A 15,151-nucleotide genomic window follows, 5' to 3' on the forward strand; every position below is an offset into this window, starting at 1 on the left:
TTGACACCCCAAGGGTATATCTACAAGACACAATGTTGTAAGGTTAGACCCAAGTAATAATTTGTTGATATAGAGGCTTTTATGTTTGTTTTAGTCACCGGTGGAATGGGTTATATAGGCAGTCACACTTGCATTCAAATGATTGAAGCAGGCATGACGCCAATCATTTTTGATAACTTATACAATAGTAAATCAACCGTACTTGATCGCATTGAAAAAGTATCCGGCGTTCGTCCCATTTTTGTTGAAGGTGACATCCGCGACAAGCAAGCAATAAGCCAAGTTTTAAAACAATACGATATTGAATCTGTCATTCATTTTGCAGGTTTAAAAGCCGTCGGTGAGTCGGTTGAAAAACCACTAGAGTATTACGACACCAATGTCCACGGTACTTTAGTTCTTGTTGATGCAATGCGTGAAGCTGGCGTTAAATCGTTAATTTTCAGCTCTTCAGCCACGGTATATGGCGATCCGGCTTCTGTGCCAATTTTAGAAGATTTCCCAACCAGCGCGACCAATCCTTATGGCCGCAGTAAATTAATTGTAGAAGAGTGCTTAACGGACTTCCAAAAAGCCAATCCAGATTGGAGCATTACGCTATTACGCTACTTCAATCCAGTCGGCTCTCATCCATCAGGTGAACTAGGGGAAGATCCTCAAGGCATTCCAAATAACTTAATGCCTTTTGTTTCTCAAGTTGCGGTAGGTCGTCGCGAGTTCTTATCTGTGTTTGGTGGCGATTACCCAACGCCTGACGGTACTGGTGTGCGTGATTATATCCATGTGATGGACTTATCTGATGGCCACTTAGCTGCGCTTAAACATGTAGGTAGTAAGCAAGGTCTTCATATTTATAACCTAGGTACAGGTAATGGCAATAGCGTACTAGAAATGGTTAACGCGTTCGAAAAAGCATCTGGCAAGAAAGTACCTTATAAAATTGTTGATCGCCGTCCTGGTGATATTGCTGAGTGTTGGGCCGATCCGGCTAAAGCAGAAGCAGACTTACAATGGAAGGCCACACGTTCATTAGAACAAATGACAGAAGATACCTGGCGTTGGCAATCTAATAACCCACAAGGTTATCCTGAAGCATAAGAAACAAACGATGAAAAAGAGCAATGTTAAGTTGCTCTTTTTTTAGCACAAAATAATATCTTGATCGCAAAAATAAACTATTCACTACATTTTCATAACAAACGTGGTTATAATTCCCTCGATTTTTACTTTAGGGCTACTTTTAGTCTACTTAAATCAGGGGAAAAACATGTCATTATCACTAGGTCTGATCATTGCTTTTATTGTTGCAAGTGCAGTAATGGTAAAGCATGAGATGTCTAAACAATCATAATCATTTACATAATCTTTAATACCACTTTTTAGTGTAAATTGATTTGATTAACTCAATAAAAGTCAGCGATTGCTGGCTTTTTTTCGTTTTAAGCCTATTTAAAGAAACAGAAACAAAAAGACTCCTATAAAATATAGGAGTCTTTACTCTATTGAGATTTTTCTAACGTCAGCTAAGGCTAGCTAGGAACTTAAAATTGGTAATCTAAACTTACGCCCCAGTTACGGCCTGGCTGAGTATAAAAATCAACATTCTTTGATCCCGGCGTGTTACCACGTTCTAGATCAGAGTAATGCCAATATTTCTTATCAAACGCATTAAATAAACCCGCACGAAGCGTTAAGTCATTAATAGGGCGGTAGTACGCGGTTAAGTCCACCAAAGTATAGCCCGGTGCATCTTTGTATTCATCGCTAGACCAATCGTCTTTACTCGCGGCCATTGTGACGTTAAGTAAACCACCGAAGACAGAGTTTAGGCTGTCATAACCTAGACCAACATTACCGGTTAGCGGCGCCACAGAATCAAGATGCTCGCCAGTGTCTTTATCTCGACCTTCGGCATAAGCAACAGAAAGCTTGGAGTAGAAGCCTTGTGGTGCACCAAACGCTACATCTAACATGGTTGTTGATGAGAATTCAGCACCGTAAATTTCCGCTTTGTTAATGTTTTCTTTACTATATTTATCTTTGCCACTGCTCGCATCAGTACCAAGATTGGTATCACTGATAAAGTCAGAGTAGTCATTATAGAAACCGACAATTTCGAAACGAGTACTTTCACTACGACCACGGAAACCCGCTTCATAAGAAATGCTCTTTTCTGGTTTTAGATCTGGATTAGGCTCAACAATCGCGCCTTGATCATAGAAATAGTAAAGATCATAAACAGTAGGGGCTTTAAAACCTTGGCTTATTTGAGCAAAACCACTGAACCCATCACTAAAGTGATATACCGAACCTAATTTACCCGTCACCGCATCACTATCACTGTCTGGAAAATCTGTCGCAAATCCATCATCGCTTTCAGGTTCGGTTTTAAACGAATCATAACGAATACCAGCGGTTAAGATTAAACGTTCTTGCAAAAAGAAAGCTTGGTCTTGGAAGTAGATACCCCATTTGGTTAGGGTTGCATCTGGCATTCCCGTACTACCTGGTCCAACGGTACCTAAATCATATTTATAGTCGGTATTATCCAACTCAAACTTATCGTGAATAAAAGAGGCGCCATAAGTAAATTGGTGATAATGACTATTAAATTCAACCAGTTTATCGAATTGAGAATCAAACTGAACGCTTTTATCGGTAGCATCACGCTCACGCATTCGCTCACCACTACCCATCATTCCTGTAGTAGTGTCATAGTTCTTACTTAAAGAATCACTTTGTTGGTAGTTAAGTGACCAATTTAAGCTATCTGCAATCGCAGCATCCATTAACCATTCATGATTAAATCCAACTCGTAATCGCTCTGATTGGTCTTCATTATAGCTGTTGGCATACGTGATTACCGGCCCCATACCTGGGAATGAAATAGAGTAACCATCGTATGATAATTCATCTTCATCGTAATTTCTCAGGTAGTACTCTAACGAGACACCAATACGGTGAGCTTCATTCACTTGATAATAAGCTTTAGCAAGTAGGTTGCTAATATCTTTATCGGCAGGATCTGCTTGGCCGCGATCAAATCCGGTAACATCAGCACCATCAGAGTGCGTTTCTGTTTCTTGACCATCGGCATAAGTCAGCATTAGTAGTGTTTCTAAATCACCATATCGCATCGCCCATGTAAGGGTATTTTTAAACGTTTCATCAGCTGAAGTATATGAGGACTTAAGACCAAAACGATTTTCATCGCCGTCGGTTACCAAAACATCAGAAGGATCTTTGGTTTTGAACAGTACTGCACCGCCTAACGCATCAGAACCATAAAGGGTAGAAGAAGGGCCTTTATTCACTTCAATCGCGCTTAAAGTATCGACTTCGATATTGTTAGGGTAGGAGCGTTGTTCGGTTGCACCTGGATTATACGGAACCGGTTGTTCAACACCGTCGACCATCACTTTAACGCGTGAATCTTCCATTCCTCGAATGTTGTATCCCGAGATACCAAATCGACCTGTCCCTTCAGCATCAACCCCTGGGGTATATTTTAATGCTTGCTGTGGATCGGTTGCCATTTGATTGTCGACATCGTTTGACGAAACGGTTTCAACGGAAGCAGACACATCCTTGATGTCTTGCTCAGTTCGAGTTGCCGAAACAACCACTTCTTGAAGTGCAGTTAATTCTTGTGCCGCATAAGCTGCTGGAGTTAAAGTGGAAGCAATCGTAATCGCAAGTATTGTTGGTTTTAATTTGTGGGTGTACATATAGTTATTCCATTCCCTATGTTTGTTTTCGAACGCATTCTAATAAATAAGAATGATAATAACTATCATTTGTATTGCATTATTTAACTGTGTTTTTACATTTCTTAACGGAGTTTGAATTAAACCCTTTTAAAAACAATAAATTAAAGCGTTCAGAAAAAGTTCACTGATAAGTCATTCAGTTACATTAATTGTGATTAACTTCACATTTAAGTGGTCGAAAAATAAGGAAAAATGATTTGAACAACAGTATTACATTGGAAGCTCTACAAGTATTGGATGCTATTGCAAGGAGAGGAAGTTTCGCTGCAGCTGCCAACGAGTTGAATCGTGCGCCATCATCTTTGAGCTATCAGGTACAAAAACTAGAACAAGATCTCGACCTTGTGATTTTTGATCGCTCAGGCCATAAAGCAGTCTTTACCGATGCTGGGCAGTTACTGTTGGAAAGAGGGCGTTCAATTCTATCTGCCGCGCATGAATTAGTTGAAGATGCCAACATACTGGCGCACGGATGGGAATTAGAAATCTCCATTGCTTATGACTTATTACCCGTTGAATTTTTCTTTCCATTAGTGAAAGAGTTAGAAAATCATTCAAAAACTCGGGTTAAAGTACAAGAAGAAATTCTCGCGGGTTGCTGGGAAGCTTTAGCCTATGGTCGTGCCGATTTGCTAGTTTGTGCAAAGATGGAACATACACCGATTGACATTAAAATAGAGCCTTTAGGAACGATTAACATGTTATGGGTGGCAGAACCTAACCATATCGTGCATAAAAGAACATCAGTCTTTGATCAAAACACTCGTAATAAATATCGCGCTATTGCAGTTGCCGATTCTGCTCGTAATTCACCAGTGTTAAGTAGAAATTTAGCGGATGATCAACCTAGACTCACCGTGAGTAACTTTCCAGCCAAGGTAGAAGCATTATGTGCTGGCATAGGAATTGGAACGTTACCTATTCATATAGCCGCACCTTTAATCGAACAAGGTAAGCTAAAAATTATTGAGGGGAGCGAGACTCAAGCAGTAGAAATGGTCATTGCATGGCGACGCAACAAAATGGGCAAAGCGAAGTCGTGGTGTATTCAATACCTTAAAAAACACTGGAAAGCCGCCAGCCTTAACTAACCTCAACTGCGGATACTAGGCTACCAATCTTTTAAGCTGACAGTGGATATAAAAATACCCACTGTTTTTTTAGAGAATTAAAAGCATATCAACAATGTTATCTTCAAAATGGATTTCTGTTTTGAAGTTCAATTTTTTGGCTAACTGAACCATACCTTTATTGGATGGCATTGTTATTCCGGTTAAGCGAACAGTACCTTTGGTTTGACTATAAGCAATGAGTTTTTCCATCAGTAACCTTCCAAGACCAATGCCTTTTAGGTCAGAACGAATCAAAATCGAGAACTCTGCATCATAGTTGTGAGAATCCGCGATCACTCTAGCAACGCCTAGTAAGATCTCTTGGTTTTGCTCATTAGTTTGTGTGGCAACAAAGGCCATTTCTCGGTCGTAATCAATTTGCGTTAAATTCGCCAAAGCTTCGTGATTAAATTCGCCAACATCTGAGAAGAAACGTTTATACAAATCCTCACGAGAAACTTGGGTGATAAACGAAGCCATCTTTTCTTCGTCTTCTGGTAATACAGGACGCACTAAACAACGCTGGCCGTTTTTTAGCTGTGTCACTTCTTCATGTTCGACAGGATAAGGCTTAATGGCTAAACGTTGCCTTTTATTGCCATTGGCAGCTTGTAACTCTAAGCGGGCATCAATAACGGTAAATTCATTTCCAGCAGCTAATAATGGATGCAAATCTAAACTGAGAATTTCAGGATTATCGATGACCATTTGCGATAAACGAACTAATAGTTCACATAAAGCGATAGTATCGACTGGATTTGGCAGTTGCTCTAATCGCAATTTGCCAACCCGCATGGCTCGTATCACTAGGTAACGCGCTAGCGCCATATTTAAAGGCAGTAGGGCAACCGAAGCATCTTCTGTCACATCCCACTCAGTACCGCCTTGACCAAGCATGATCACCGGACCAAAAATAGGATCGGTTTCGATGCGAATTCTTAACTCTTGCGAACCAGCTCGGCTCGCCATGCATTGCACCGAAACACCATGAATTAAGGCGGAAGGATAGAGTAGTGATGTTCTATCCATAATGGCTTGAGTGGCACTGGCAACTTCATTGGCATTGCGTAAATTCAACATCACGCCTTGCACTTCCGACTTATGCACAATATCAGGGGAACGTAATTTCACCGCCACCGGATAACCAATTTTTTCACTGATATGCACCGCTTCACTGGCATCTGAGGCCAACCACGTCGGAAGCACCGAAATGTTATAACTTTTTAATAAGCCATCAATTTGGTGAGAATCAAACAAACTCATCGATTCTTCAAGGTGGGACTGAATCCAACTTTGCGCTTGTAATAATTGCTCAGGATTGCGTGATTCAACAGAAGAAGGGGTTTCCATTAATTGCTTTTGATTGCGTCGGTATTCGACCAAGTGCATATAAGCACCGACCGCACCTTCTGGGGTTCGATAGGTAGGAATTCCCGCTTGAGTAAACAATGAACGGGCTTCTTTTGCCGTACTTTCACCAGACCAATTGGTCAAGATATTAAAACGTCGACTCTTTTTATGCTGCTTTATCGTTTCAATCAGGGCTTGAGCGGTTTGTGTTGGATGAGAAATAGCAGAAGGGCTGTGCATGACTAATATGGCATCAATCGCATCACTATCGAGCAGAATATCCATTGCCTTTGCATAGCGCTGACTATCCGCATCTCCAACAAGATCAATTGGGTTACTGTGCGACCAGCTTGGCGGTAGGATTTGATTTAGTTGTTCAATGGTTTCTTCTGTTAATGTCGCGAGCTTACCACCACGATGAATCAATTCATCAACCGCCATAATACCGGGGCCGCCACCATTGGTCATAATCGCTAAACGTTCACCACGTAGTGGCACCGAATGAGTCAAGGTTTCTAAAGCGGCAAACAGTTCATGGGTATTGTTTACTCGTAGCATGCCAGAGCGCTTAATCGCAGAGTCATAAATAATATCGATGCTTTGCTGGCCACGCGTATGCAGTGAAGCGGCTTGCTGACCTTCAACACTACGTCCTGATTTTAAAACCAAGATCCGGCGATTACGTGACGCACTACGAGCTGCCGACATAAAGGCTCTGGCATCTTTAATTGAGTCAACATAAAGCAAAATAGCGGAGGTTTTGCTATCAACAGATAAGCTATCTAACAGCTCAGGAAAATCAATATCAACGGCATTGCCAAGCGATACAAAAGCGGAGAAACCAATTTGTTTATCGGTCGCCCAATCAAGAATGGTGGTACACACTGCCGCTGATTGAGAAATAAAGGCAATGTTACCTTGTGACGCTGTCACTGGAGAAAGAGAAGCATTTAACTTAGCCCAGGGGAGTATTAATCCCAAACTGTTAGAGCCTAGCACCCGCATACCCGATTGACGTGCGATGGTTAAACACTCTTCATCTATACTTTGCTCTGAGTCTTGCTCAGATTGATACATATCCGATGAAACCACGATCACCGCACCAGCACCTTTGGCGGCTAACTCAGTAAAAATGGCTTTATTGTATTTCGCTTTGGTACAAATGATGGCGAGATCGGGAATCAGTGGTAGTTGATCAATACTAGAATAGGCAAGGACACCACTCACGGATTGATACTTTGGCGTCACGGGCATGATTGCGCCTTGAAAGCCACCACTGAGCAAATTTTGCATAACGATAGAACCGGCGCGAAAAGGGCGCTGTGAAGCACCAATCACCGCAACAGACTTTGGCTTTAACAGTTTATCTAACGTTAGCATTTTCCCACCTAAACCCTTTGAAAAAACATAGTCATATCATAATCAATATTACTATCGAAACGCTTTCCCAAACCTATCAATGTGATCTATCGCTATAATTAACTATCATTTTGTCTTTGCAGTCTAAGAAATTTACAAACATATCACTTTCTAGCCCTTAATCACCTTGATATTCAGGCATGGCAGAGGCATGATGTTGACAGTTTTTTATAACACTTTGGTCTTACTATGAAAAAAATAGCTATTATCTCTCTATCCGTTCTATTTTTAGCAGCTTGTTCATCGGCAAATTACGATGACGAAGTGTCTACAGAAACGTATCAAGAAACTTATAAAACCGATGAAGTGCCTCAGCCAATCACAGAATCTGAAGCACCTTTAGAGCAAGATTTAACGGCAGACTCAGCCCAAACGGCAGAACCAAGCATGATTGAGCCAGCAGCGCCTGAAGCACAAACAGAATCTGGCAAAAAAGTCGTTAAGTTAAGCCCTCCGGCGGAAGAAGAAACCAAAGCAGAATCTTCTGAATCAACCGTTAAAGTATTTTACCCAGAACAAAATGACGTTGCTCAACCAGCAGCGGGTAACTACCTTGTTCAAGTAGCGGCACTGCAAAGTGAGAAATTCTTAACCAATACCGCAAAAGGCTTGCCAGAAAATCAACCTAAGTGGGAAAACGTAAAAACGGTTAATGGTAAACAATGGCACAGCTTATTATTTGGTAACTTTAAAACGGCAGAAGAAGCGAAAGATGCCATTATGCGTCTACCTGCAAGCTACCAAAACATGGGACCATTTGTGAAAAGCGTAAAATCGATTACCAATTCACAGTACCCAACGCTGAAAAAACTACCATAAGAGATTCAAACTCTGGAACAAGAATAAAAAACAAACAAAGGGGTGCTGATGCGCTCCTTTTTTATGATGATTTAGGACTTTAACGCGATTTTGTACTGCTCTTCGAACGATAAAGCATTATGATTGGTGTATAGCGTTAACATAAACAGCGTCGAAATTAAGATGAAAAATATTTTACTTTTATGTGGTGGTGGTTCTTCTGAGCATGAAGTGTCACTGGTTTCAGCCCAATACCTTGAGCAACAACTTAGTCTTACTCCAGATTTCAACGTCATTAAAGTTGAAATAAAAACAGACGCTTGGTTTGTTTCTTCTGGAGAAAAAGTAGAGCTAGATATTGCTCATTCCTGCCTAAAAGGTGAAGGTTTCCCTTCACATGCGATTGATTTTGTTGTGCCTTGTATCCATGGTTTCCCCGGCGAAACTGGCGATATTCAATCCTTGCTTGAAATGGCCAACATTCCATATTTAGGCTGTGGCCCAGAAGCGAGCTCTAATAGCTTTAACAAGATCACTTCAAAATTATGGTATGACGCTTTAGGTATTCCCAATACTCCATACCGTTTTTTAACTGAAAACAATGACCAATCGATTGAAATTGCTGAACAAGCCTTTGATTTATGGGGAAAGGTTTTCGTTAAAGCGGCAAGACAAGGCTCATCAGTAGGTTGCTACAGCGTGACTGAAAAAGCCAAGTTAGCGCAAGCAGTTCGCGAAGCATTTACTTATTCAGATCAAGTGCTTATCGAAAAATCGGTAAAACCAAGAGAATTAGAAGTTGCAGCCTATCAACTTGATGGCGAACTGGTGATCACTAAGCCTGGTGAAGTCATTGCGCCCGACGGTGTGTTTTATACTTACGATGAAAAATACAGTGCTGATAGCCACTCATCGACAGTATTAGAAGCTCAAGGGCTTAGCGACGCTGAACAACAGGCAATTCAAGACTATTCACGTAAAGTGTTTACGCATATGAATTTGAAGAACCTGTCACGTATTGATTTCTTTTTAACCGAAGAAGGCGACATTTACTTAAATGAAGTAAATACTTTCCCGGGTATGACGCCAATCTCGATGTTCCCTAAACTAATGGAGCATAACGGCCATAAGTTCAGTGATTTCTTAGAAAGCTCGATTAAAAGCAGCTTGAAATAAGCCTGATCACGTAAAGCTCGACAACAGATAAAAGCTGGTTAATCCCAGCTTTTTATTTTTTTAAACAAAAGTTGCTCTGATTCTGATAGGGCATGCTTTCCAACATATTGAGCAGGCATAACGGCACTCGTCCAACGCCCCAATTGCTGAATTTGTCGTAAATTATAACCTTTCTTATATAAATCCTGACTGCCTCCAACTCGGCTTGATTGCCCAGAAAACGCTAGATGCTGAGGTAGGTTAAGAAGATCACTCGCTCGGCGAAACACCCTATAAATCGACGAATCATTTAACGATTCGCTCCCTAGGTTGCCATGTTTATCGATTCGACAAAATAAAACACCTTGGTATTCATCGCCCAGCACAGTTAACCACTTTTGCAGTAATTGAGTGGTTCTTGGGGTCAGTTGATAAGTATTCTCCCCAATCATCAGTTGAGCGCATTCACTATTGGATAAATCTAACTGATCTAATGTTAAGTCTCGCAATTGCCCACGCTTTAAAAAACATTCAAACATTAGGCTATATATCAACAAATCACGCAGATCTTTTATTGAATCGCTTTCAGCTAAGCATTTAAATAGCTCGTTAAGATGCTTTTCAGTAAAAGGAGTAGCCTGAGCTGCATCACCTTTTTTCATATTGCGTAATGCTGATAAGGTGAAGTGGATTTGTCTATGATTAGTTGGTTCAGGGAGTGAATGCAGGCGATGTACTAAGCCGATAGTTAAACTATAACGACGTATAGAAGCATATTTTCTTTGCCTACTTTCATGCTCTAAAAATAAGCGAATAGCCGTAACGGAAGCGGGCAACGGACTGACATGACGAGAGTAGCAAAACTCAACAAAACGATTCCAATCATTGACCATCGAAAGTAACGAATTATGCGAATATAGACCGTGAGTTAACTCGACAAAATCCTGATAACCAATCGGTTTCGAAAACAATTGGATGCTTTCTTTTAATTGGGAAGGATCAGACATCAATGGAATGTTCTTTCTCATCACTTAAACCTAAGTTAGAAGGGAAATTGCCCAGCAAATGCTTGAACAACAATAAAATACATTTACTATTATAGAAAAACAAATAAACCGTAATAAAAGAGGCCTTATGTCACTCGTATATTCAACCGAAGTCGGTCGTATTAAACCTGAAGAAGAAGTTAAACAACGACCAAAAGGCGACGGTATTGTTCGCATTCAAAGAGAAACCAAAGGCCGTAAAGGCAAGGGCGTTTGTGTAGTGACTGGCCTTGATATGAATGATACCGAATTAAAATTAATGGCTGCCGAGCTAAAAAAAGTCTGTGGCTGCGGTGGTAGTGTGAAAGATGGCACCATTGAAATTCAAGGTGACAATCGAGATAAAATCAAAGCTCATCTAGAGAAAAAAGGGCATACGGTTAAACTTGCGGGCGGTTAATCGCTCATTTTCTTTCTCACCAAGAAGCCCATTTTATGAATCGTCACAATATGTTTGAAGGCTCTATCAATAGAGCCTTACTTTCCTTAGCTGTTCCTATTGTTCTTGCCCAAATACTTCAATCTGCTTATCAACTCACCGATGCTTTTTGGGTTGGCCGTTTAGGCGCGGCGCAAGTTGCTGCGGTATCAATAAGTAACCCTGTCACTTTCCTAGTAATTGCACTCGGTGCAGGGCTAGCAATGGCTGGCGCGACGTTATCTGCTCAATATATGGGGGCAGGTAATAAGAAGATGGTCAACCATGTGGCCGCTCAAACCATGCTGATGGTGGTCGTCACCGCCATTGTTTTAGGGCTCACCGGTTATGCTCTATCATCACATTTTTTAACGCTGCTTGGTGTAGAAGAGGCGGTGTATCACGATGCACTAGACTACATGCATGTATCGTTTATTGGTGTGATATTTGTCTTCACCTATGCCATGTTTCAATCAATCATGCGTGGTATCGGGCAGGTAAAAATCCCACTGATTATTGTGTTTGGTACGGTAATTCTAAACTTCGGGTTGGATCCTCTTTTCATTTTTGGCTTAGGCAGCTTTGAAGGGCTCGGAGTAAAAGGCGCAGCATTAGCCACCTTAGTCACTCAAGCTATCGCCGCAATAATTGGCTTAGGTATTTTCTTTCGTGGCAAACATGGCATTCACTTAACCCTAACCAGTTTCAAGCCCGATTTTTCATACATAAAAAGGGCGTTCTTCTTAGGTGCACCAGGCTCGGTTGAACTTTCAGCAAGAGCACTCGGGTTAATGATCATGTCTTTCTTAGTAGCAAGCTTTGGCACTGTCACCATTGCCTCTTACGGAGTAGGCTCGACCATTCTGCAAATTGTCACCATCCCGGCTATGGGATTATCGATGGCGGTCTCTACGCTGGTTGGTCAAAACATTGGTGCTAAGAATATTGAAAGAGCATCACAAATCACAATCTTAGGTACGATTTGGGGCTGGGTAGCGTTAACTGTACTCGGTATTTTTGCCTACATTTTTGCTCCGCAATGTGTCGCTTTCTTTATTCCAGATGATCCACAAGTGATAGAGCATGGCGCTCAATTTGTAAGAACCATGTGCTTAACCTGGGGCTTTATTGGTGTGCAATTATGTGTTGTTTCAGCATTTAGGGCATCGGGGAATATGCTTAATACCATGTTGATTTCTTTGTTTTCTCAATGGGTCATTCAGTTTCCATTGGCTTATATACTGTCAAAACATACTCAGCTTGAAGCATCAGGAATTTGGTGGTCATTTGCGATCACCAATATCGTTGTCGCGTTATTCTCTATCGCTTGGTTTGCAAGGGGCAGCTGGAAAAACAAAAATCTAACAGAAGATGACAAACAAATTGCTAAAATTACTGACGAAGCCTATATAGAAATCGATGAACATCGTACATAATGTTGGTATTCAATATACCCAAGTAACTAGAAAATTTAAGGTTTTACTATGTATAAGAAATTACTTGCTGTATCTGCAGCCGCTATCGTTTTATCGGCATGTAGCTCATCAGAGCCAGAACAAGAGGTCAATCCAGAATTGAAAGTTCAATGTGAAACGGCTCAACGTCTCGTTGGCGGCTGGCAAAAAGCGGAGATAACACCAGAAGCGAAGCAGTCTGCATTATTGGCTATCGCAAGCATGGAAGGCAGCCACACTCTCAAAGAAGTACTTTCTGTTGAGCAACAAGTCGTGGCGGGTATGAACTACAAAGTCGCATTTACCGTAGATGATGGTACCGCTTATGTGGCTAAAGTATTCCGCAACTTACAAGGTGAATACAAAATGGTAAGCCTACAACCAAAGCAACTGGTTGATGAATGCATTGAGCAGCAAACTCAAAACACTCAAGAGAAGTAATTTCGCTCTCAATAACTTCAGTTACCGTTAAATTAATCTTCCCCAAAAAACCTAACGCGCGTTAGGTTTTTTTGTTTCAGCGCGAAACATCACAAAAAATGAATTTATACGGTCAAATTTTCAAAAATATATGTCCATTCACCTAAGCTCCGGCTTTCCCCGTCTAGCAATCACTTGTCGACCTGATTTTTTCATCTCCAAATCTTAATATTTCAATTCCGTCACTTATTTGTATTTAAAGTGTCACAGTGTTTCTTCTTAATTCATATCAGATTTGAGAATTAAGAAGAATGAGATTATGTACCAATCAAATGATAACCATACATTAAATTACTTTATTCCCCCGGAAACCATGTTTGATCAAGACATCAGTCTCGGTGATCAAATAGCAAGCCCGCTTAAAATCAAAAAGAAATTATTAACCGTGAATCAACTCACCAAAGCCTACAAAGGTGGAAAAAATGTTTTAGATAACATTAGTTTTGATTTATACGAAGGGGAGTTTGTAGCGGTCATTGGTCGCTCTGGAGCTGGCAAGTCAACCATGCTTCACACATTAAATGGCACTATTGAAGCTAGCTCTGGTGAGATTTTAGATATCAGTGGCCAAGGGGAAAATGTCGTCACTATGCCTCGAAAACAACTTAGGCAGTGGCGCAGTCAATGCAGCATGATTTTCCAAAACTTCTGCTTGGTCCCTAGGTTAGATGTCATTACCAATGTACTACTTGGCCGCTTAAGTTACACACCAACGTGGAAATCCATGTTTAAAATCTTTGATGATAAAGATAGAGCGAAAGCCATTGAACTACTCAAGTGGTTAAAGATCTTACCTCACGCGCTTCAACGAGCTGAAAACCTTTCTGGAGGCCAACAACAACGCGTCGCCATTTGCAGAGCATTAATGCAACAACCCAAAATTCTGTTAGCCGATGAACCGGTTGCGTCTTTAGATCCTAAGAATACTACTCGAATTATGGATGCTTTACAGAAAGTCAGTGACGAAGGGATCGCGGTTATGGTCAACCTTCACTCTATCGAATTGGTGAAGCAATACTGCACGCGTGTCATTGGGCTAGAGAAGGGCAAAGTTGTTTATGACGGTTCGCCTGATGGATTAACGGACGATATCTTACATACGCTTTATGGCGATGAAGTTGAACAAATTAGCTAATTAAATAAACACCTAAGTAATCATTAACTTATATTCAATTGGAAAGGAACACACAATGAAGAAATTACTGACTCTTACCATGATCGCTGCTGGTCTATGTAGTGTGACTGCACAGGCAAACACAGAGATTAACCTAGGTGTACTAGGGGGTGAGAACTCAACAGCACAAATAGGCAATAATCAGTGTGCTAAGGCGTTTATCGAAGAGAAAACCGGTGCAACCGTCAATATTCGTAACGCATCCGATTATAGTGCTGTTATTCAGGGTTTATTGGGTGATCAGGTTGACCTTGTATTAAATATGTCTCCAAAAGCTTATGCCTCTGTTTATCTAAAAGATAAGAGCAAAGTTGAGCTAGTAGGGATTACCACAGATGACACGGATAATTCTAAAGGTTATCACTCCGTTGTATTAGTAAAAGCCGATAGCCCTTACCAAAAATTAGAAGATTTAAAAGGTAAGGTGTTTTCGTTTGCTGATCCTGATTCAACATCGGGTTTCTTAATTCCAAACAACCAATTTGAGCAAACGTTAGGTGGAAACATGGATAACCAGTTTAACGGCTTCTTTAATAAAGTCGGTTTTTCTGGTGGTCATGAGCAAGATATTTTAGGCGTATTAAATGGTCAGTTTGATGCAGCGGTAACTTGGTCTTCTATGGTTGGAAACCGTGACGATGGCTATTCAGCCGGTGCTTTACGTAAAGTGAAAGAAAATGGTTTTGATGACCTAATGTCACAGCTACGTATTATTTGGAAATCTCCACTGATTCCAAATGGCCCGACGATCGTTCGTGGCAACATGGATAAGGAATTAAAAGAGAAGCTTGTTATGGCGGTTAAGCAGTTAGATAAAGAGCAACACGAATGCTTCATGAAAGCGACAGGCGGAAAACTACACTTAGAAGATACTTCTGTCAGCGAATATCAATCAGTTATTGATCTCGTTCAAGCACAAAAGAAAACGACACGCTAATCACGCGCCAGTGGTCAGACTCATTGACCACTGGCGTT

The 15,151-nt window shown here is 41.0% G+C and carries 12 protein-coding genes; 9 read left to right on the plus strand and 3 right to left on the minus strand.

Going from position 1 to position 15,151, the window contains the following annotated elements; all coding sequences use genetic code 11:
• The first annotated feature begins 81 nt into the window (after nt 1-81).
• The gene (galE, locus tag L3V25_RS12805) at nt 82-1,098 is read left to right on the plus strand and encodes a UDP-glucose 4-epimerase GalE (protein ID WP_237295844.1); all 1,017 of its coding nucleotides are present in this window, start codon (nt 82-84) and stop codon (nt 1,096-1,098) included.
• Nucleotides 1,099-1,541: 443 nt separating this feature from the next.
• Here galE and L3V25_RS12810 read toward each other — a convergent pair whose 3' ends face one another.
• A complete protein-coding gene (locus L3V25_RS12810; RefSeq protein WP_237295845.1) occupies nt 1,542-3,728 on the minus strand; it encodes a TonB-dependent hemoglobin/transferrin/lactoferrin family receptor in 2,187 nt (728 codons plus the stop codon).
• 239 nt (nt 3,729-3,967) lie between these two features.
• Here L3V25_RS12810 and L3V25_RS12815 point away from each other — a divergent pair, with 239 nt between their 5' ends.
• On the plus strand, nt 3,968-4,861 hold the full coding sequence (locus tag L3V25_RS12815; protein WP_237295847.1) for a LysR family transcriptional regulator: 894 nt from the start codon (nt 3,968-3,970) through the stop codon (nt 4,859-4,861).
• A gap of 69 nt (nt 4,862-4,930) precedes the next feature.
• Here L3V25_RS12815 and L3V25_RS12820 read toward each other — a convergent pair whose 3' ends face one another.
• Nucleotides 4,931-7,612 carry a bifunctional acetate--CoA ligase family protein/GNAT family N-acetyltransferase gene (locus L3V25_RS12820; RefSeq protein WP_237295848.1) on the minus strand — a complete coding sequence of 894 codons (2,682 nt, stop codon included), beginning with the start codon at nt 7,610-7,612 and terminating at the stop codon, nt 4,931-4,933.
• 228 nt (nt 7,613-7,840) lie between these two features.
• Between L3V25_RS12820 and L3V25_RS12825 the strand changes: the two genes are divergently transcribed.
• Nucleotides 7,841-8,470, plus strand: coding sequence for an SPOR domain-containing protein (locus L3V25_RS12825; protein ID WP_237295850.1), 630 nt, complete (start codon nt 7,841-7,843; stop codon nt 8,468-8,470).
• Nucleotides 8,471-8,626: 156 nt separating this feature from the next.
• Nucleotides 8,627-9,625 (plus strand): D-alanine--D-alanine ligase, encoded by a 999-nt coding sequence (locus tag L3V25_RS12830; protein ID WP_237295977.1) that lies wholly within the window; start codon nt 8,627-8,629, stop codon nt 9,623-9,625.
• 38 nt (nt 9,626-9,663) lie between these two features.
• On the opposite strand, the gene L3V25_RS12835 is transcribed toward L3V25_RS12830, so the two are convergent.
• Nucleotides 9,664-10,632: a tyrosine-type recombinase/integrase gene (locus L3V25_RS12835; protein ID WP_237295852.1), complete on the minus strand. Its 969-nt coding sequence runs from the start codon at nt 10,630-10,632 to the stop codon at nt 9,664-9,666.
• A 106-nt stretch (nt 10,633-10,738) separates the two neighbouring features.
• Here L3V25_RS12835 and yciH point away from each other — a divergent pair, with 106 nt between their 5' ends.
• The 5 genes from yciH to phnD all read left to right on the plus strand — a co-directional run bounded on the left by yciH (nt 10,739) and on the right by phnD (nt 15,113).
• Nucleotides 10,739-11,050 carry a stress response translation initiation inhibitor YciH gene (gene yciH / locus L3V25_RS12840; RefSeq protein WP_089122961.1) on the plus strand — a complete coding sequence of 104 codons (312 nt, stop codon included), beginning with the start codon at nt 10,739-10,741 and terminating at the stop codon, nt 11,048-11,050.
• A gap of 35 nt (nt 11,051-11,085) precedes the next feature.
• Complete coding sequence (locus L3V25_RS12845) at nt 11,086-12,504, plus strand: MATE family efflux transporter (RefSeq protein WP_237295854.1); 1,419 nt, start codon at nt 11,086-11,088, stop codon at nt 12,502-12,504.
• A gap of 48 nt (nt 12,505-12,552) precedes the next feature.
• Nucleotides 12,553-12,963, plus strand: a complete 411-nt coding sequence (locus L3V25_RS12850; protein ID WP_237295855.1) for a cystatin domain-containing protein — start codon at nt 12,553-12,555, stop codon at nt 12,961-12,963.
• 298 nt (nt 12,964-13,261) lie between these two features.
• Nucleotides 13,262-14,137, plus strand: coding sequence for a phosphonate ABC transporter ATP-binding protein (gene phnC, locus L3V25_RS12855; RefSeq protein WP_237295857.1), 876 nt, complete (start codon nt 13,262-13,264; stop codon nt 14,135-14,137).
• Between the two features lie 55 nt (nt 14,138-14,192).
• On the plus strand, nt 14,193-15,113 hold the full coding sequence (gene phnD / locus L3V25_RS12860) for a phosphonate ABC transporter substrate-binding protein (RefSeq protein ID WP_237295858.1): 921 nt from the start codon (nt 14,193-14,195) through the stop codon (nt 15,111-15,113).
• Nucleotides 15,114-15,151: the final 38 nt, after the last annotated feature.

Source organism: Vibrio sp. CK2-1 (genome assembly GCF_021726515.1).
Classification (GTDB): Bacteria; Pseudomonadota; Gammaproteobacteria; order Enterobacterales; family Vibrionaceae; genus Vibrio.

Bases quoted from the DNA above. Each gene is read 5' to 3' on its own strand.
- galE (WP_237295844.1), top strand. From the start codon at position 82: ATGTTTGTTTTAGTCACCGGTGGAATGGGTTATATAGGCAGTCACACT.
- L3V25_RS12810 (WP_237295845.1), bottom strand. From the start codon at position 3,728: ATGTACACCCACAAATTAAAACCAACAATACTTGCGATTACGATTGCT.
- L3V25_RS12820 (WP_237295848.1), bottom strand. From the start codon at position 7,612: ATGCTAACGTTAGATAAACTGTTAAAGCCAAAGTCTGTTGCGGTGATT.
- L3V25_RS12825 (WP_237295850.1), top strand. From the start codon at position 7,841: ATGAAAAAAATAGCTATTATCTCTCTATCCGTTCTATTTTTAGCAGCT.
- L3V25_RS12835 (WP_237295852.1), bottom strand. From the start codon at position 10,632: ATGAGAAAGAACATTCCATTGATGTCTGATCCTTCCCAATTAAAAGAA.
- yciH (WP_089122961.1), top strand. From the start codon at position 10,739: ATGTCACTCGTATATTCAACCGAAGTCGGTCGTATTAAACCTGAAGAA.
- L3V25_RS12845 (WP_237295854.1), top strand. From the start codon at position 11,086: ATGAATCGTCACAATATGTTTGAAGGCTCTATCAATAGAGCCTTACTT.
- L3V25_RS12850 (WP_237295855.1), top strand. From the start codon at position 12,553: ATGTATAAGAAATTACTTGCTGTATCTGCAGCCGCTATCGTTTTATCG.
- phnC (WP_237295857.1), top strand. From the start codon at position 13,262: ATGTACCAATCAAATGATAACCATACATTAAATTACTTTATTCCCCCG.
- phnD (WP_237295858.1), top strand. From the start codon at position 14,193: ATGAAGAAATTACTGACTCTTACCATGATCGCTGCTGGTCTATGTAGT.